General features: G+C 69.0%; 15 protein-coding genes. 4 read left to right on the forward strand and 11 right to left on the reverse strand.

All coding sequences use genetic code 11. From position 1 onward, the window contains the following. Positions 1 to 29: 29 nt before the first annotated feature. From BLP62_RS01915 to hemE, 4 genes are all read right to left on the reverse strand, one after another. A complete protein-coding gene (locus BLP62_RS01915; RefSeq protein ID WP_241374121.1) occupies positions 30 to 2228 on the reverse strand; it encodes a diguanylate cyclase domain-containing protein in 2199 nt (732 codons plus the stop codon). 229 nt (positions 2229 to 2457) lie between these two features. After that, on the reverse strand, positions 2458 to 3813 hold the full coding sequence (gene hemG / locus BLP62_RS01920; RefSeq protein WP_093005310.1) for a protoporphyrinogen oxidase: 1356 nt from the start codon (positions 3811 to 3813) through the stop codon (positions 2458 to 2460). Continuing rightward, positions 3801 to 4754, reverse strand: coding sequence for a ferrochelatase (gene hemH, locus BLP62_RS01925; protein ID WP_093005312.1), 954 nt, complete (start codon positions 4752 to 4754; stop codon positions 3801 to 3803). The genes hemG and hemH overlap by 13 nt, the downstream gene beginning before the upstream one ends. Continuing rightward, complete coding sequence (gene hemE / locus BLP62_RS01930; protein WP_093005314.1) at positions 4751 to 5776, reverse strand: uroporphyrinogen decarboxylase; 1026 nt, start codon at positions 5774 to 5776, stop codon at positions 4751 to 4753. Before hemE ends, hemH begins: the two co-directional genes overlap by 4 nt. Before the next feature lie 13 nt (positions 5777 to 5789). On the opposite strand from hemE, the gene BLP62_RS01935 reads away from it, so the two are divergent. Beyond that, positions 5790 to 6707: a peptidylprolyl isomerase gene (locus tag BLP62_RS01935; protein ID WP_093005316.1), complete on the forward strand. Its 918-nt coding sequence runs from the start codon at positions 5790 to 5792 to the stop codon at positions 6705 to 6707. Here the strand turns inward: BLP62_RS01935 and BLP62_RS01940 are convergent. Genes BLP62_RS01940 through BLP62_RS01955 form a run of 4 tightly spaced genes read right to left on the reverse strand, consistent with a single transcriptional unit; the run spans position 6702 to position 10393 of the window. Then, a complete protein-coding gene (locus BLP62_RS01940) occupies positions 6702 to 7526 on the reverse strand; it encodes a nitrilase-related carbon-nitrogen hydrolase (RefSeq protein WP_093005318.1) in 825 nt (274 codons plus the stop codon). The two genes, BLP62_RS01935 and BLP62_RS01940, sit on opposite strands and share 6 nt — an antisense overlap. Before the next feature lie 9 nt (positions 7527 to 7535). Continuing rightward, entirely contained in the window at positions 7536 to 8282 is a 747-nt protein-coding gene (locus BLP62_RS01945; RefSeq protein ID WP_093005320.1) for a sulfite exporter TauE/SafE family protein, read from the reverse strand. Then, a complete protein-coding gene (locus BLP62_RS01950; protein ID WP_093005322.1) occupies positions 8279 to 8938 on the reverse strand; it encodes a rhodanese-like domain-containing protein in 660 nt (219 codons plus the stop codon). Before BLP62_RS01950 ends, BLP62_RS01945 begins: the two co-directional genes overlap by 4 nt. 18 nt (positions 8939 to 8956) lie before the next feature. Then, a complete protein-coding gene (locus BLP62_RS01955; protein WP_093005324.1) occupies positions 8957 to 10393 on the reverse strand; it encodes an MBL fold metallo-hydrolase in 1437 nt (478 codons plus the stop codon). Positions 10394 to 10559: 166 nt separating this feature from the next. Between BLP62_RS01955 and pdo the strand changes: the two genes are divergently transcribed. From pdo to BLP62_RS01970, 3 genes are read left to right on the forward strand one after another with little or no spacing between them, the layout of a single operon-like run. Continuing rightward, complete coding sequence (pdo, locus tag BLP62_RS01960; RefSeq protein ID WP_093005326.1) at positions 10560 to 11249, forward strand: protein disulfide oxidoreductase; 690 nt, start codon at positions 10560 to 10562, stop codon at positions 11247 to 11249. A gap of 1 nt (position 11250) precedes the next feature. Then, positions 11251 to 11628: a rhodanese-like domain-containing protein gene (locus tag BLP62_RS01965; protein WP_093005328.1), complete on the forward strand. Its 378-nt coding sequence runs from the start codon at positions 11251 to 11253 to the stop codon at positions 11626 to 11628. Further along, positions 11628 to 12419, forward strand: a complete 792-nt coding sequence (locus tag BLP62_RS01970) for a TlpA family protein disulfide reductase (protein WP_093005330.1) — start codon at positions 11628 to 11630, stop codon at positions 12417 to 12419. Before BLP62_RS01965 ends, BLP62_RS01970 begins: the two co-directional genes overlap by 1 nt. Here BLP62_RS01970 and BLP62_RS01975 read toward each other — a convergent pair. Genes BLP62_RS01975 through BLP62_RS01985 form a run of 3 tightly spaced genes read right to left on the reverse strand, consistent with a single transcriptional unit; the run spans position 12416 to position 16842 of the window. Next, on the reverse strand, positions 12416 to 13786 hold the full coding sequence (locus BLP62_RS01975; RefSeq protein WP_093005332.1) for a SpoVR family protein: 1371 nt from the start codon (positions 13784 to 13786) through the stop codon (positions 12416 to 12418). The two genes, BLP62_RS01970 and BLP62_RS01975, sit on opposite strands and share 4 nt — an antisense overlap. A 3-nt stretch (positions 13787 to 13789) precedes the next feature. Beyond that, complete coding sequence (locus BLP62_RS01980) at positions 13790 to 14833, reverse strand: DUF444 family protein (protein ID WP_093005334.1); 1044 nt, start codon at positions 14831 to 14833, stop codon at positions 13790 to 13792. After that, positions 14830 to 16842: a PrkA family serine protein kinase gene (locus tag BLP62_RS01985; RefSeq protein WP_093005336.1), complete on the reverse strand. Its 2013-nt coding sequence runs from the start codon at positions 16840 to 16842 to the stop codon at positions 14830 to 14832. The genes BLP62_RS01980 and BLP62_RS01985 overlap by 4 nt, the downstream gene beginning before the upstream one ends. Positions 16843 to 16919: the final 77 nt, after the last annotated feature.

Here is a 16919-nt window from a genome sequence, read left to right on the forward strand (position 1 = left end):
GACCGCCTATAGTCTACACCGGGCCTGGGTCAGGCGAGGACGGAAAGCCCCTGGGCCTTGGCCTGGTACATGCGGGTGTCGGCGGCGGAGAGGAGCTCGTCGGGGGTCCTGCCGTCCTCGGGGAAGGCGGCGAGGCCGATGTTGACCCCGAGGCAAAGCCCGTTAAAGCAGAGGGCTTCTATGGCCCGGGCGTAGCGGAAGGCGGCCCTTAGGGCCCCTTCCTTCCCGGTGTGGGGGAAGAGGGCCGCGAACTCGTCCCCGCCCCAGCGGAAGATCCGGTCCCCGTTCCGCCTTTGCCCCTCCAGGGCCTCCGCCACCTTCGTGAGGGCGAGGTCGCCCACCGCGTGGCCCAGGCGATCGTTCACCTGCTTGAAGCCCCTCAGGTCCATGACCGCGAGGGCGAGGGGGTAGCCGTAGCGCTCCGCCCGCTTGAGCTCTTCCAGCAGGAAGCGGTCAAAGGCCCGGCGGTTGGGCAGGCCCGTGAGGGGGTCGGTGAGGGCGGCCTCCTCCAGGAGCTTCCGGGTGCGGCTTTCGTGGAGCAGGGTGGCGAGGGGGGCGGCGAAGAAGCGGGCCACGCCCAAGGAGTCCTCCCCGAAGGCCAGGGGGTCGTGGAGGTTGTCCAGGTTTAGGTAGGCCAGGACCTCGCCCTTGTAAGGGACGGGGAGGCAGAGGTTGGCCTGGATCTCCTGGGCCTTCCCCGCCCGGTCTATGACCTCGGGGGGAGCGGTTTCATGGCTGATCTTGGCGATGGGGCGCTCCGCCAGGCTCATGAGGCGGGGCTCCCCCCGCTTGGCCCCCTCCTCGGGGCGGCCGTACCAGAGGAGCATGCCCTCGGGGGTGAAGGAGATGGCCCTAAGCCCCTCCAGGTCGTACCCCACCGCCGCCCGGTAGCGGTAGGCCCCCTCCTCCAGCACCAGGAGGCTTCCCGCCTCGGACCCGGGCACCTGGCGGATGGCCTCTTCAAGGACCTCCTGGTAAAGCTCCTCCAGGGGTTTTTCCAGAAGTTCCAGGAAGAGGCGGTTCACCCCCTGGTGCCGCTCCGTTTCCTGGAGACGCTCCAGGCCCAGGCCCAGGGTGCGGGCGGCCAGGAGGAGGAGCTCCACCTCGCTCCTTCGCCAAAGCTTCTCCCCCCTCTGGCCCACCACTAAGACCCGCCTCGCCCGGGGTGCCCCCGGGGTGGGGACGGGAAGGGCGGCGAAGGTGCGCCAGCCCAGGGCCTTGAGGGCGGGCACCACCCGGGCCTCCTCGGCGTAGCGGGCGGTGAAGACCGGGCTTAGGGTCTCGTAAACCTGCCAGGCGAGGCCCACGCCGTAAGGGAGGCCTTCCTCCAGAACCTTTAGGAGGAAGGGCTCCTTCACCCCGTAGGCCGCGAGGCTCACCATGCGGGCGCCCCGGACCTCCCAGAAGGCGCCGGCCTCGAGGCCTAGCCCCTCCACCAGGAGGGCCAGGGCCTTCTCCGCCGCTTGGGCCAGGGTGGGGGCGCTTTGCAGCCTCTCCGCCAGCTCGGCCTGCAGCCTCCTTTCCCGCAGGTCGGCCAGGCGGTCCAGGTGGAGGCTCACCGCCTGGGCGAAGCGCTCCAGGCCCTCCCGGAGTTCCTCGGGGAAGGGCCGGTCCCGCTCCAGGTTGAGGACGGCCACCACCTCCCCCCGCTCCAGGAGGGGCAGGGCGAGCTCGGCGAGGGCCTTGTGGTCCGGGGGGGCGATGTAGTCTGGGTCCCGGCGCACGTCAGGCCCGTGCACGGGCCTCCCCTCCCGGAAGGCCCGGCCCACCACGCCTCCGTAGGGGATGACCTCCACGGAGAGGGGCGGCCGGGAGGCGAGGAGGCGGAGGCCCTTTCCCTCGGGCACCCAGACCCCCACGTGCCCCCCCTCCCCCAAGGCGGCGAGGCGATCGGGGAGGCCTTTCAGGAGCGCCTCGGGGGTTTCCTCCTGGGGGATGACCTCCAGGGCCTGGGCGAGGAGCCTTTGCGCCCGGGCCAGGGCCTTGGCCCGTCGGTGGGCCTGCCGGAGGCTTTCCCCAAGCCGGTGGGCGAGGAAGGCCGAGAGGAGGAGAATCCCCACGGCCATGAGCTGGAAGCCGGGGAAGAGGAGCAGGCCCAAGGCGGCGAGGCCCGCGGCCAGGAGGCCCCAGGGGAGGCCGTAGGCGCTCGCCACCACGGCCACGGCGATCATGAACCAGGGGAGGACGTAAGGATTGCTGTACCCCAGAAGCCCCGCGAGGAGGCCCATCAGGAAGGAGCCCAGGGCGATCCACGTCCAAAGGGAAAGCGGGGGCATGCTTGGCTTCTGTTATACCACCCCGTGCCGGGTTGCGCCCGGGTGGGGATGGGGGAGTTTGTGCCGGCGGGCCAGTATGGAGGCCCCAAAAGGCCTTAAAGCCAGGGGCCGCTTGAGGCAAAATCCGTGCGCGGGCTCTTGGAGAGCTCCAGTCAGGCGGAGGAAGCCGGAAAAAAGGGCCTCAAGGGGTGGGGGCCAGGGCCAGGTAGGCCAGGGCCCGCCCCGCCGCCTTCCTCCCGGAGCGCACCACCTCGGGAAGCCCCACCCCTTCCAGGTAGTTCCCCGCCAGGAAGAGGCCGGGGGCCTTGAGGAGGGCCATCTCCAGGCGCTCCACCCGCTCCAGGTGGCCCACCCGGTAGGCGGGCATCCCCTCGGGGAAACGGAAGGCGAAGGTGTGGCTTGGGCGCACCTCCCGGCCCAGGAAGCGCCTCAGGTCCTCCAGGGCCAGGCGGGCCAGGTCCATCTCCGAGCGCCGGGCCACCTCCCCCGAGAAGTAGGCCCGGACCAGGCTCCACCCCTCGGGGGCCCGGCCCGGCCACTTGTTGTGGACCCAGGTGAAGCCCCGCACCCGGTACCCTTCCCCCTGGGCCGGGAGGAGGCCGTGGCCCGAGACGGGAAGCGCCTCGGGGAAGGCCAGGCTCACCGTGGCCGCGGGGCTGTGGGGGATGCCCTTGAGGAGGGCCGTGGCCTCGGGGAGGAAGGGTCTGAGGAGGGCGGCCGCCTGGGGGGCGGGGGTGGCCAGGATGAGGGCCTCGGCCTCGAGGCTTCCCCTTGGGGTGTGGAGGCGGAAGCGGCTTCCCGCAGGCTCCAGCCCCAGGACCGGGGTGGCCAGCAAGACCCTTTCCCCCAAGGCCTCGGCCAATCTCTTGGTGAGGCTTCCCAGGCCCTCCGGGAAGGAGAAGAAGAGGCTTCCCCCCTCCCGGCTTCCCCGCCCCTTGCGGGCCTTGAGGGCCCCCAAAAGGAGGCTTCGGTGCTTCTTTTCCAGCTCCAAGAGCTGGGGGAAGGCGGCTTTCATGGAAAGCTCGTCGGGCTCCCCCCCGTAGATCCCCCCGGCCAGGGGGGCCACCAGGGCCTGGTAGACCTCGAGGCCAAGCCGCCGCTCCACGAAGGCCTTCAGGCCCTCGTCCTCCGTGGCCCCCCGGGGGAGGAAGAGGTCCCAAAGGGCGCGGAGCTTCCCGGGAAAGGAGAGGAGGGGGGTCTTGGCCAGGGCGCGGAGGTCCCCCGGGACCACCTGGAAAAGCCCCTCGGGCAAGGGGTGGGCCTTCCCCCGGCGGAGGATGTAGGCGGAAGGCTTGGCGGGGAGCGTCCCCACGGGCTCTAGGCCCAGGGCCTGGGCGAGCTCCAGCACCTCCTTTTTGTAGCGCACGCTGGCGTCGGGGCCTCCTTCCACCAGGAAGCCTTCTTGCTTCAGGGTCCGCACCTTGCCCCCGAGGCGGGGGCTTCCCTCCAGGAGGAGGAAGTCCACCCCCGCTTCCTTCAGGGCCAAGGCGGCGGCCAGCCCCGCCCACCCCCCGCCCACCACCGCTACCTCTGCCACGCCGCCTCCACCAGGTCCTTTAGGACCTGGATGTAGTCCAGATCGGCGTTCAGGCTCCGGGCCCGAAGGAGCCTCAGGCCCACTTCCTGGGCGGTGGCCTGGGCCTCGAGGTCCAGGTCGTAGAAGACCTCCAGGTGGTCCGCGGGGAAGCCCACCGCCTGGACCACCGCCTCCTCGTGGCCCTCTTCCTTAAGCCTGCGCAGGAGCTCGTTGATGTCGGGGCCGAGCCAGGGCTCGGGGGTGCGCCCGGCCGACTGGTAGGCCACGTGGTAGCGGGGGAGGGCGAGCCTTTTGGCGATGAGCTCCGCCGTCTTCTCCACCTGCCTCGGGTAGGGGTCTCCCCGCTCCACCGCGGAGAGGGGGATGGAGTGGGCGGTGAAGACGTAGGCCGCCCGCTTGGGGTCCCTAAGGCGCCAGATGGCCTCCTCCAGCCTCCTGGCGTAGGCGGCGATGAGGCCGGGGTGGGCCTCGTAGCTTTCCACCCAGACGAAGGTTATGGGCTCGGGGAGGGCCTTTAGGGCCGCTTCCACCTTCTCTTGGTACTCGGCCACGCTCCTTAAGGAGTAGTGGGGGGCGGCCACCAGGGCCACCGCCCGCCTGACCCCGTCCTCGTGCATGGCGGCCACGGCCTCCCCGATGGTGGGGTGCCAGTGCTTGGTGCCCACGTAGACCCGGGCCGGGCCCTGGGGGGTGCGGGGCGGGAAGGGGCCCTGGAGGCGCTTGGGGTAGACGGGGGCCTCGAGGTTCAGGAGGGCCTGGAGCCGGATGGCCTGGGCCAGGGTGATCTCGTTGAGGGGGCTTTTGCCGATGGCCTCGTAGCGGCCGGAAAGCTCGTGAAGGAGCTCCTCAGGGGGCTTCTTGCCCCGGCGGATGTCCGTGTAGTAGGGCTCTATCTCCTCTGGGGCGTAGGGGGTGCCGTAGGCCATCAAGAGGACGTTCATGCGCTCGCCTCCCTCACGAGTTCTACCACATACCGCACGTTTTCCACCGGGGTCTTGGGCAGGATCCCGTGGCCCAGGTTGAAGATGTGCCCGGGCCTCCCGGCGTTTTCCTCCAGGATGCGCCGCACCTCCCGCCGGATCACCTCCTTGGGGGCGAAGAGGACCACGGGGTCCAGGTTCCCCTGGACGGGGGTCTTCCCCAGGAGTTCCCGGGCCCAGGGGAGGGGGGTGTGGTGGTCCAGGCCCAGGACGTCCCCCCCGGCCTCCCGCATGTCCGAAAGAAGCCCCATGGTCCCCACGCCGAAGTGGATCACCGGGACGCCCAGGGGCTTGAGGGCCCGGAAGAGCCTTTCCATGTGGGGCTTCACGTAGCGGCGGTAGTCGGCGGGGGAGAGGGCCCCCACCCAGGAGTCAAAGACCTGGAGGAGGTCGGCCCCCGCCTCCGCCTGGGCCTTCAGGTAGCGGGCCATGGCCTCGGTGAGCTTCTCCATGAGGCGGTGCCAGAGGGCTTCCTCCCGGTACATGAAGGCCTTCACCTCCAGGAAGTGGCGGCTCGGCCCCCCCTCCACGAGGTAGCTCGCCAGGGTGAAGGGGGCCCCGGCGAAGCCGATGAGGGGGACCTCAAGCTCCCGTTTCAGGAGGCGGATGGTCTCCAGCACGAAGGGCACCGCCTCCTCGGGCTTTAGGGGCCTTAAGGCCTCCACGCCCCTTGCGTCCCGGATGGGGCGGTGGATCACGGGCCCCTTGCCCTCCACCAGGTCCAGGTCCACCCCCATGCCGTAGAGGGGGGTGGTGATGTCGGCGAAGAGGATGGCGGCGTCCACCCCCAGCTGCCGCACGGGCAGAAGGGTGACTTCGGCGCAGACCTCGGGGGTGCGCACGATCTCGGGAAGGGTGTAGCGTTCGCGGATCTCCCGGTACTCCCTCTGGTAGCGCCCCGCCTGGCGCATGAACCAGACGGGGGGCCTGGGGGTGGGCTCTCCCCGGGCCGCCTTCAGGATGAGGTCGTTCACGCCCTTCATGCTAGCATGGGGCATGCGCGCCTTTTTTCTCGCCCTGGCCCTAGGCCTTCTCCCCTTGGCCCTGGCCCAGGAAGACCCCGTGGTGGCCCAGGTGGGGGAGGAGGCCCTCACCAAGGGCCAGTTTGAGCTCCGCTTCGGCCTCTTCGCCAAAAGCGCCCTGAGGCAGCTCGGCCTCCCCGACACGGAGGAGACCCGGGCCCTCCTCGCCACCTACCGCGCCCCCTACCTCGAGGCCCTGGCGGAGGAGCGGGCGCTTTTGCAGGTGGCTCGGGCTAAAGGCTTCTTTCCCCTGCCGGACAGCGTGGAGGCCCGGGTGGAGGGCCTAAAAGGGGCCTTCCCCGAGGAGAAGGCCCTGGAAGAGGCCCTGCGGGAGGCCGGGGTGCCGGACCTTGCGGCCTACCGCGTCCTCCTCGCCGAGGCCATGGCCCTGGAGGCCCTCGAGGCCCACTACCGGGAGCGGCTTGCCGTCTCCCCGGCAGCCCTAAAGGCCCTCTGGCTCCTCTCCCCGGAGTACCGCCACCCTACCCTCTATTGCGCCCGGCACATCCTCCTGCCCACCCTGGAGGCGGCCAAGGAGGCCCTGGCCCGCCTGGAGCGGGGGGAGGCCTTCTCCGAGGTGGCCCAGGCCCTCTCCCAGGACCCGGGCTCCAAGGAGGCCGGGGGGGATCTGGGGTGCGCCCCCGAGGGCACCTACATTCCCGCCTTTGAGCGGGCCCTCCTCGCCCTGAGGCCCGGGGAGGTCTCTTCCCCGGTGGGCACGGAGTACGGCTTCCACCTCATCCTCCTGGAGAGGGTGGTCCCCCCGGGCCGCTACCCCCTGGAGGAGGTGCGCCAGGACCTGGAGGACCAGGTGAAGGGGCGGGCCTGGGAGAAGCTCGCCAGGGCCCTGATCCGCGGGGTGCCCATCCGGCTTTTCCCCGAAAGGCTATAGCCCAAGGAGCAGGGCCTCGTCCCCCGTGGGCCTCTGGGCCAGGAGGAGGGCCTTTCCCGGGGCGTAGATCCCGCTCCGCCCCTCAAAGGCGAGGCCCAGGACCCTCCCATTGAGCATGGGGTTCAGGAGGAGCCTTAGGTGCTCCCGGCCCAGAAGCCTTTCCTTCGCCGAGGCGAGCCACACCTCCCCCTCCTTCCTCGTCCGGTCCCAGGGCCAGGGCCTCTCCCAGGGGGCGGGGTTGGCCGAGGGCTGGAGGAGGACCTCGGCCCCCAGGGCGTCCAGCCGGGCCAGGTGCCCCTCAAAGAACCCGTCCAGGCAGATGAGGACCCCCACCCGTCCGGCCCGGGTCTCCACCAGGTGGGGCCCGAAGGCCCCCCGCTTGAGCCAGCGCTCGGGCGGGGTGAGCTCCATCTTGGGCACCTGGGCCAGGAGGCGGCCCTCTGGGTTGAAGAAGAGGGCCAGGTTCTGGAAGAGGAAGGTGCGGGCGAAGCGCCCCCGGGCGAGCTCCTCCTCGTAGGGGGGGGAGAGGATGGACCCCGCGAGGAGGTAGGCGCCAAAGGCCCGGGCCGCCTCGGCCATGACCCGGTGGAAGACCCCGTAGGCCCGCCGCGCCCGCCGCCAGGGAAGGAGGGAGTTCCCCCCCTCCAGGTGGAGGAGGAGGGGGAGGCCGAAGAGCTCGGGGAAGGCGGCGAGCCTCGGGGCGGGGGTGCCCGCCAAGGGCTCCAGGAGGGCGAAGACCCGCTCCCGGAAGGCCTCCTCCGTGCGGTAGGCCTCGGGCCGGACCTCCGCCTGGACCGCCAAAAGGGTGCGGAAGGGCACCCCTTCAGTCTAGAGGCTTTGGGCCACGATGTAGGCCCCCATGACCACCAGGAAGAGGGCGAAGCCCCGCCTGAGGCTCTCCTGGGGCAGGCGCACCGCCACCCTTCCCCCGAGGAGGCTCCCGAGGAAGCCCACGAGGACGAAGAGCCCCACCACCCGGTAGTCCACCGAGAGGCCTAAGGCGGGGAGGAGGTGGAGGTACTTGTAGAACCCAACGAAGGACTTCAGGGCGATGATGAGGAGGCTCGTGCCCACGGCGAGGTGCATGGGAAGCCCTCCCAGGAGGACCAAGGCGGGGACGATCAAAAACCCGCCCCCCACCCCCACGAATCCCGTGAGGGCCCCCACGGCGAGGCCGTCCAGGACGATCTTCCAGGGCTTGCGCCCGCCCTCATGGCGCTTCAAGGAGGGGGGCCTCGCCATGAAGTAGGCGGCGAGGAGCATCACCAGGGCGAAGGTGAGGAGCTGCACCTGCCCGGAGACGAACTGGGAAAGCCAGGCCCCAAGATAGGTCCCCGCCATGCCCGGCAGGCCGAAGAAGAGGACGTTGCGGAAGTCCACGAGGTCCCTTAAGGCGTAGGGGATCGCCCCCAGGAGGGCGATCCCCCCCACGATGAGGAGGCTTTCGGCGATGGCCTGCTTGGGGGCCTCCCCCAGGAGGTAGACCAAAACGGGCACGGTGAGGATGGACCCCCCTGAGCCCAAAAGGCCCAGGGAGAGCCCGATGAGGAGGGCGCCGAGGAGGGCTAGGGTCATCGCTCCACCGGGAGCCCCGCCCCCATCCAGGCGTAGGTGCCGCCTTCCAGGTTGTAGACCTTATCCCCGGGGAAGCCCTGCTGCACCAGGAAGTCCGCCGCTACCCCTGAGCGGTTCCCCGAGTTGCACACGAGGAGGATGGGCCGGTCCTTGGGGAGCTCGCCAAGCCTTTGGGGCAGGGTGGAGAGGGGGATGTTCACCGCCCCCGGCACGTGGCCTTCCCGGTACTCCCACGCCTCCCGCACGTCCACCACCAAGGCCTCCTCCAGGAGCCTGGCCGCCTCGTGGGGGCCCACCTCCTGGAAGGGGGTGGCGGCGTAGCCCACCTCCACCGGGGTGGTGTCCACGGGAAGCCCCGCGCGGTACCAGCGGACGATGCCGCCCTCGAGGTTGTAGACGTTCGTCCACCCCTGGGCGCCAAGCCAAGCCGCCGCCTGCCAGGAGCGGTTGCCCGTGCGGCAGTAGAGGACCACCGGGGTGTCCTTGGGGATCTCCCCGTAGCGGGCCATGAACTCGGAAAGGGGGAGGAGCCCGGCCCCGGGGATCCGGGCCTGGGCGTACTCCTCCACCTCCCGCACGTCAATGAAGGGCACGCCCTCTTCGTGGAGCTTCTTGGCCTCTTCTGGGGTGAGGTCCTTGACCTGGGTCTCGTACATGGCTGCTCCCTTTTGGCCTTAGGCCTCCACCAGCTCCTCGCCCTTCCCCACCGGGTAGCCCGCCTCCTGCCAGGCCCTGATCCCCCCGGTGAGGTTCAGGGCGTTCCTGAAGCCGTGGGCCAGGAGGGCGCTGATGGCGGTGCTGGAGCGGTCCCCGCCTACGCAGTGGACGATGAGGGGCTTGTCCTTGGGAAGCCGGTCCAGGTGGGCGAGGATGCGGCCCGCGTGGATGTTCAGGGCCCCGGGGATGTGCCCGGCGAGGTACTCGTCCCGGCCCCGGACATCCAGGATGACCGCGCCCCCCTTCTCCCAAAGCGCCTTGGCCTCCTTGACGGAGATCTGGGGAACGGTTTCCAGCTCCCCTTGGGCGTAGCCTTCCAGGCCGGGGATGTACCCCACCACCTCGTCCAGGCCGATGCGGATGAGGGCCCGGGTGAGGGCTTCCACCTCCGCGGGGTGGGCGAGGAGGACGAGGGGGCGGTCGTAGGGGAGGAGCCAGCCCGCCCAGGTGGAGAAGTTCTTCCCCGCGGGGATGTTGATGCTCCCCGGGAGGTGCCCCCCGGCGAAGGCGAACTTGTCCCGGGTGTCCACGAGGATGGCCCCCTCCCTCAGCCAGCGCCCAAACTGGGCCGGGGTGAGGCGGCCCGGGTGGGGGATGCCGCCCAGGATGGCCATCCCGTCCCGGTTCAGCCGCTTCATCTCCTTGAAGTAGGTGGGGGCCTCGGGCTGGCCTTGGAGGAGGGCCCGCACGAAGCCCTCCTCGTCGTCCCGCTCCAGGTACTCTGCCCACCAGGCGTGGCGGCGCTCGTACCCCACGGTGGTGGCGGGGAGGGCCCCAAGGGCCTTGCCGCAGGCCGAGCCCGCCCCGTGGCCGGGCCAGACCTGGACGTGGTCGGGGAGGGTGAGGAACTTCTCCTTGAGGCTACGGAACATCCGCCTGGCCCCGGGGATGGCCGTGCCCTTGATCCCCGCCGCCTCTTCCAAAAGGTCCGGCCGGCCCACGTCCCCCACGAAGACGAAGTCCCCGGTGAGGAAGAGGAGGGGCTCGTCCGTCACCGCCCCGTCCGCCACCAGGAAGGAGAGGTGCTCGGGGGTGTGGCCCGGGGTGTGCACCGCCCGGACGCGGATGTTCCCCACCCTAAACTCGTCCCCGTCCTTCAGGAGGACGTGGGGAAAGCCCTCCAGGCCCCCATACTTCCAGTTCTCGTCCCCCTCGTCGGAGAGGTACAGGGTGGCCCCCGTGGCCTGGGCGAGCTCCCTGGCCCCCGAGAGGTAGTCGGCGTGGATGTGGGTCTCGGCGATGGCCGTGATGCGAAGGCCCAGGGACTGGGCGAGCTCCAGGTAGACGTCCACGTCCCGCCTGGGGTCCACCACCAAGGCCTCCCCGGTGGCGGCGCAGCCCAGGAGGTAGCTCATCTGGGCGAGCCCTTCTTCGTAAATCTGGCGAAAGACCATAGCTTCACCTCCGGGATGGGACCTTTGTCCCGTACGGCGGCAATATACCCCATGGGGGTAGTGGGTGTCAATCCCCGGGGCCACGGCCTGGGCCTCTATACATTCTCAGCTTCATCCGGTATAGTGGACCATGGAATTACCCCTACGGGGGTATCTAGGAGGAACCATGGCGCTTTTGGGACCCAAGGAACAGGAGATCGTGCGCGAGAGGCTTGCCAACCTCACCCGGGACGTGGAGATGGTGCTTTTCACCGACTCCTCCACCCTGATCGCCCCGGGCAAGGAGCCCTGCCTCTACTGCAAGGAGACCAAGCAGCTTCTGGAGGAGCTTTCCGCCCTCTCCGACAAGCTTCACCTCGTGGTCTACGACCTGGCCACTCCCGAGGGGAAGGAGAAGGCCAAGGTCTACAACGTGGAGGCCGCCCCCACCCTCATCCTGCGGGAGAAGGGCTCGGAGGCCATCAACCTCCGCTACCGGGGTATCCCCGCGGGCTACGAGTTCGCAAGCCTCCTGGAGGACATTGAGATGCTGGGCCGGGACGGGCACGGCCTCCCCGAGAACGTGGTCCAGGAGCTCAACAACCTCCCCGAGGAGGTGGTGCTCCAGGTCTTCGTCACCCCCACCTGCCCCTACTGCCCGCAGGCGGTGCGCACCGCCCACCGCATGGCCTACGCCTCCCCCAAGGTGTGGGGCGAGATGATTGAGGCCAACGAGTTCCCCGAGCTTTCCAACCGCTACCACATCCACGGGGTACCGGACACCATCATCAACCACGGCAAGGAGCGCGTCCTCGGGGCCCAGCCCCTCTCCCAGTTCCTCCAGGCCATCCGCAAGGCCGTGGGGGTGAAGGCCTAGCATGACCCGCCGCGCCTTCCTCGGCCTCCTCGCCCTGCCTTTGCTCCTCGCCGCCTGCGGCCCCAAGGGGAGCTACCAGAACGTGGGCCCGGAGGAGCTTTACCGGGCCCTCGAGTCCGGGGCGGTGGTGGTGGACGTGAGGACCCCGGGGGAGTTCGCCCAAGGGCACGTGCCCGGGGCCATCAACCTCCCCGTGGAGGAGGTGGCCCGGTGGGCGGACCAGATCCCCAAGGACCGGCCCGTCTACCTCTACTGCCGTAGCGGCAACCGGAGCCGAAAGGCGGCGGAGTACCTGGCGAAGAAGGGCTACACGAACCTCTACAACGTGGAGGGCGGGGTTCTGGCCATAGCGCGGGTGGGGTTTTCCTTGGTCCGGTGATGGACGCCCTTCAGGTGGGGCCCTTCGCCCTGCCTTGGGCCAGGGTGCAGGTGGCCCTGGCCCTTCTGGCCCTGCTGGGGGTGGCGGAGGTCCTGGCCCGTAAGGTGGACCGGAGGCTTTCCCCCTGGGCCCAGGGGGCCATCCTGGTGGGGCTTTTGGGGGCCAGGCTCGGCTTTGTGCTGGAGAACGCTTCCGTCTACGCCAGGGACCCCCTTTCGGTCCTTTACGTCTGGCAAGGGGGGTTTGATCCCTGGTGGGGTATTCTGGCCGGAGGAGGGTACACGCTCATGACCTTACCCAAGCACCTTTGGCGCTACGCCTTGGGGGCGGCCCTGGTGGCGGGGCTTGTGGCGGGGGTCCTCTTCACCCGTCAGGGAAGGGCGGGGGAGGTCCGGCTTCCCGCCATCACCCTCACCACCCTGGGCGGGACGCAGGTGAACCTGGAAAGCTTCCGCGGGAAGCCGGTGGTCCTCAACGCCTGGGCCACCTGGTGCCCCCCCTGCCGCAGGGAGCTTCCCATGATGGTGCGCCTCGCCCAGGAGAACCCGGAGGTGCGCTTCGCCTTTGTAAGCCAGGGGGAAGGCCCCCTGGTGGTGAAGAACTTTTTGGAGGAAAGGGGCCTTTCTCCCGAGTGGGTTCTTCTGGACCCCGAGACCCAGCTTGCCCAGGCCTTGGGCGTCCAGGGCCTTCCCACCACCTTCTTCTTTGACCGGGAGGGGCGGCTCGTGGCCCGGCACCTGGGGGAGCTCTCCGAGGCCCTCCTTCTTGGCTACCTCCGGGCCCTCCGCTAGGGGGCGGAAAGGAGGGTTTCCTTCCCCCCCACCACCGTCTTCAGGTGGACGGGCCTTCCCCAGAGGCGGTGGAGGTTTTCCAGCACCGCCTTGGTCTTCCTCAGGTCCAGCTCCACCCCCTCGTAGGCGTGGGCGAGGAGGAGCTCCCCGCGGTTTTGGTGGTTGGCGTCCAGAAGCTCCACGATGGGGTAGCCCAGGTTGGTGAGGCGGAAGAGGAGGGCCTTCTTGGCCTCCGCGAAGCGGGGGAGGTCTTCCGGGGAGACGAGGCCGCGCCTTAAGGCGAACTCCGGGGTCAGGAACTCTTCCAGGAAGTTCAGGTCGGTGTAGACGGTGCGCACCTGGAAGAGCTTCTTCCGCCCTTCCCCCGTGGGCCGCTCGTAGCGGAGCCTCTCCCCCAGGGGAAGGGCCTCGTACTCGGGGCCGAAGCGCCCCTTGTCCCAGCGCTCCTCCACCTCCTTAAGGAGGTGGTAGCCCAGGCGGTAGGGGTTCAGGCCGTGGGGGGCGAGGAGGTTCGCCTGCATTTCGGCGAACTCCACCGCCTCCTCCGGGGCGAGGAGGGGGAGGAGGAGCTTGGTGTGCCAGTAGGTGGCCCAACCCTCGTTCAGGATCTTGGTGGCCGCCTGGGGGGCGAAGTAGAGGCTTTCCTCCCGGAGGATCTCCAGGATCCCCTTCTGCCAGGGGGCGAGGGGGGCGTGCTGGGCCAGAAAGCCCAGGATGTCCCGGGTGGGCCTCGGGGGGAGGGGCTTGGGGCTTGCCCCCTCCTCCGCCTCTTTTGGGGGCTCGGGGGGCGGGTTCACGTAGGGGTCCAGGTAGGGGCGCACGGGGAGGCGCTTGGGGGCCTCTTTCTCCTCTTCCCCCAGGGGCCTTTGGACATAGGGGGCGTGGGGGTCAATGAGGTTTTCCAGGGAGAGGGCCATGTCCAGAAACTCCTCCACGCTCCTCGCCCCGTGGCGTTCCATGGCCCTTTCCACGTAGGCGGCGTGGTGGGCCATCTCCGAGAGCATGTCCTTGGGGATGGGCTTGAAGGCCAAGTTGTTCTGGAAGAAGTCGGCGTGGGCGTAGACGTGGGCCATGACCACCTTCTGGGCCAGGAGGGTGTTGCCCCTGAGGAGGTAGGCCTGCACGGGGAGGGTGTTCACCACGAGCTCGTAGATGCGCCCGAGGCCGTAGCGGTAGGTCTCCCGGTAGCGCAGGTACTCGCTTCCCCACCGCCAGTGGGGGTAGCGGCGGGGAAAGCCCCCGTAGGCGGCCAGCATGGCCATCTCCTCCGGCCCCACCTCCTCAAAGAGCACGGGGGGGAAGGTGAGCCTGGCTTCCCGGGCCCTTTCCGCCAGCCTTTCTGCCCACAAGCGCAGCTCCTTCCGCACGGCCTAGCCTCCCAGCAGTCGCCTGAGGGCCGCGGGCAGGTCCTCTCTGCCCCGGACTTCCGCGGTGGCGAGGCCCTCCTGCCCGCCCAGGTTCTCCTGAAGATCGTCCAGGAAATGCCCCCGGCCATAGGGCCCCTGGACCTGGGCGTAGCCGTAGAGGGCCAGGGTGGGGAGGAGGCGCTTCAGGGCCTCGAGGGCCAAGGGCGTGTCCCCCTGCCAGTTTTCCCCGTCGGAGAAGTGGTAGAGGTAGCGGTTGTAGAAGGCCTCGGGGTAGGCCTTGAGGATCTCCTCCGCCAGGAGGAGGGCGCTGGAGATCCGCGTTCCCCCGCCCTCCCGGGCCTTGAAGAACTCCTCCTCGGGGACCTCCCAGGCCTCGGCGTCGTGGAGGAGGTAGCGCCTTTCCAGCCTGGGAAAGTGCCGTTTGATCCAGAGGGTGATCCAGAAGGAGAGGGTCTTGACGAGCCTAAGCTCCTCCTCCCGCATGCTCCCGGAGACGTCCAGGGCGAAGAGGACCACCGCCTGGGCGTGGGGGATGGGCTTTCGCCTCGGGGCCTTGTAGCGCAGGTCCTCCCGCTCGGGGACGAGAAGGGGGTCTTCGGGGCGGTACTCCCCGCTTTGCAGGGCCCTCTTCAGGCTCTCCTTGAGGGTGCGGCGCACGTGGCGGAGGCCCCTTGGCCCCTTGCGGGCGATGGTGGTGTGGCGGAAGGCCTCCTCCGTGACCTCCCCCTCCCCCTTGGGCCTCAGGCGGGGAAGCCTCAGGGCCTCCCCCACGAGGTCCAAAAACTCCTCCAGCTCCAGCTCGGCCACCGGGATGTGCCCCCCGGGGCCCAAGGCCTCCTCCCCGGGCCCCCCGAGGCCCAGGCCCTCCCCCAAGGGCTCCCCGTGGACGATCTTGGGGATCTCCAGCTGGGGCAGGGGGATGGAGACGAGGCGGCCTTCCACCTGGCCGAAGAGCTCCTCCCGGGTGAGGAACTCCCGGGCCCGCTTCTTCACCTCCCCCCGGACGATCTCCTTGAAGCGGAGGAGGTCGCGCTCTATGGGCCTCATCGCTCGCTCCGGGCGAAGAGGGAGGCGGCGAACTCCAAGACGCCGCTGGCGCAGTGCTCGCAGTAGCCGTGGTCGCGGATGAGCCTGGCCTTCACCACGTCAATCTTGGCCTGGGTCTCCGGGTCCACCACCCCCGAGACCAGGGCGGAGAGCCTTATGGTGTCCTTCTGGTCCTCAAAGAGCTTGAGCTCCAGGGCGCGGCGCAGGCGGTCGTTGTCCTTGTAGGTGAAGGGCCTCCCCTCCAGGGCCAAAGCCCCGATGTAGTTCATGATCTCCCGGCGGAAGTCGTCCTTGCGGGACTCGGGGATCTCTATCCGCTCCTCAATGGAGCGCATGAGGCGCTCGTTGGGGGGTTCGGGGGCGCCGGTGTAGGGGTTTTTCACCTTTTCTCCGAGGACGTAGGCCTTCACGTGGTCAATGTAGTTGTGGAAGAGGCGGTTTAAGGCTTCCTCGTCCGCGGCGATGGCCCGTTGCACCTCGTTCTTGACGATCTCGGCGTACTCCGCCTTCACCTCCTGCAGGAGGGCCCGGTAGCGCTCCCTCGTCTTCTCGTCGGAGATGAGGGAGTGGTGCTTGAGGCCTTCTTCCAGCTCGTTCATCACCATGAAGGGGTTGACGCAGGGCTCCTCGCTGGTGACGAGGACGTTAGAGATCTTGTCCTGGATGTAGCGGGGGCTGATGCCCTCGAGGCCTTCCCGCTTGGCCTCCCCCATGAGCTCCCTGACCGCCTCCTCCGTCCAGCCGGGGAGGAGCTTGCCGTCATAGAGCTTGAGCTTCTGCATGAGGGTGAGGCCCGCCCGCTTGGGGGGCTCCAGCCGGGTGAGCACGGCCCAGGTGGCGGCCATCTCCAGGGTGTGGGGGGCGATGTGCTTGCCCCGCACCTTGGCGAAGTCCCTCTGGTAGATCTTCACCTCGTCGGAGACCCGGAGGATGTAGGGGACGTCAATCTTGATGGTCCGGTCCCGCAGGGCCTCCATGTACTCGTTGGCCTGGAGTTTTCTATATTCAGGCTCGTTTGTGTGTCCCAGCACAATTTCGTCTATGTCCGTCTGGGCGAACTTCTTGGACTTGATCTTGTGTTCCTGGCTTGCGGTGAGGAGGTCGTAGAGGAAGGCCACGTCCAGCTTCAGGATCTCAATGAACTCCACGATCCCCCGGTTGGCGATGTTGAGCTCCCCGTCAAAGTTGAAGGCCCGGGGGTCGGAGTCCGAGCCGTAGAGGGCCACCTTGCGGTAGTTGATGTCCCCGGTGAGCTCGGTGGCGTCCTGGTTCTTCTCGTCCTTGGGCTGGAAGGTGCCGATGCCCACGCGGTCCTTTTCCGAGAGGACCAGGCGCCTCACCCCCACCTCCTCCTCCAAGACGGCGGCGAGGTCCCCCCCGTGCCGGGCCAGGGCCTCCCGCATCTGGAAGCGGCAGACGGGGCAGAGGTCCCCTTCCACCTCCAGGGGGTAGGGGTAGTCGGGGTGGAGGGCCTTAAGCTCCTCCAGGAAGTCCTGCCGGATCTCCGGGGGGAGAAGGTGGAGGGGCTCCTCGTGCATGGGGCAGGGGAGGGGGCCCTCGGGGGTCTTCCAGTAAAAGGTGAAAAGCCTCCCTTCCTCCGTGCGGCTGTAGGCCTCGAGGCCCTTCTTCAGGAGGCGGGCGATGGTGCTCTTGGCCGAGCCCACGGGGCCGTGGAGGAGGAGGATGCGCCTCTCGGGGCCTAAGCGGTGGGCGGCCGCCTTGAGGGTGGCCACCAGGCGCATGAGGGGCTTGTCCAGGCCGAAGACGGCGTCCTTCCCCCCCTCAAAGGGGTCGTCAAAGAAGCGGTAGTGGAGGAGCTTCTCCCTGAAGAGGGTGTACTCCTCCACCCCGTGGGCCAGGATCATGTCGTGGACCCTCTGGAAGCTGGTCCTCAGGGGCCTCGGGTCCTCCTTGAGGAGGCGGAGGTAGTCGGCGAAGGAGCCCTCCCAGCTGAGGGCCCGGTAGGCCTCGAGGTCCTGAAGGCGGCGGATGCGCTCCAGTTCGTTCATGAAAGACCCTCCTCCATAGGGCCAGGCGCCGTTTTGGATAGGTATAAACCCATTATAGCAGGCCCGGGAGGGAAAAT

Source organism: Thermus arciformis, assembly GCF_900102145.1.
Lineage (GTDB): Bacteria > Deinococcota > Deinococci > Deinococcales > Thermaceae > Thermus > Thermus arciformis.

Coding starts and splice junctions, on each gene's coding strand:
- BLP62_RS01915 (WP_241374121.1), bottom strand. CDS start 2,228: ATGGGCCTCCTCGCGGGGCTTCTGGGGTACAGCAATCCTTACGTCCTC.
- hemH (WP_093005312.1), bottom strand. CDS start 4,754: ATGAACGTCCTCTTGATGGCCTACGGCACCCCCTACGCCCCAGAGGAG.
- hemE (WP_093005314.1), bottom strand. CDS start 5,776: ATGAAGGGCGTGAACGACCTCATCCTGAAGGCGGCCCGGGGAGAGCCC.
- BLP62_RS01935 (WP_093005316.1), top strand. CDS start 5,790: ATGCGCGCCTTTTTTCTCGCCCTGGCCCTAGGCCTTCTCCCCTTGGCC.
- BLP62_RS01945 (WP_093005320.1), bottom strand. CDS start 8,282: ATGACCCTAGCCCTCCTCGGCGCCCTCCTCATCGGGCTCTCCCTGGGC.
- BLP62_RS01950 (WP_093005322.1), bottom strand. CDS start 8,938: ATGTACGAGACCCAGGTCAAGGACCTCACCCCAGAAGAGGCCAAGAAG.
- BLP62_RS01955 (WP_093005324.1), bottom strand. CDS start 10,393: ATGGTCTTTCGCCAGATTTACGAAGAAGGGCTCGCCCAGATGAGCTAC.
- pdo (WP_093005326.1), top strand. CDS start 10,560: ATGGCGCTTTTGGGACCCAAGGAACAGGAGATCGTGCGCGAGAGGCTT.
- BLP62_RS01965 (WP_093005328.1), top strand. CDS start 11,251: ATGACCCGCCGCGCCTTCCTCGGCCTCCTCGCCCTGCCTTTGCTCCTC.
- BLP62_RS01970 (WP_093005330.1), top strand. CDS start 11,628: ATGGACGCCCTTCAGGTGGGGCCCTTCGCCCTGCCTTGGGCCAGGGTG.
- BLP62_RS01980 (WP_093005334.1), bottom strand. CDS start 14,833: ATGAGGCCCATAGAGCGCGACCTCCTCCGCTTCAAGGAGATCGTCCGG.
- BLP62_RS01985 (WP_093005336.1), bottom strand. CDS start 16,842: ATGAACGAACTGGAGCGCATCCGCCGCCTTCAGGACCTCGAGGCCTAC.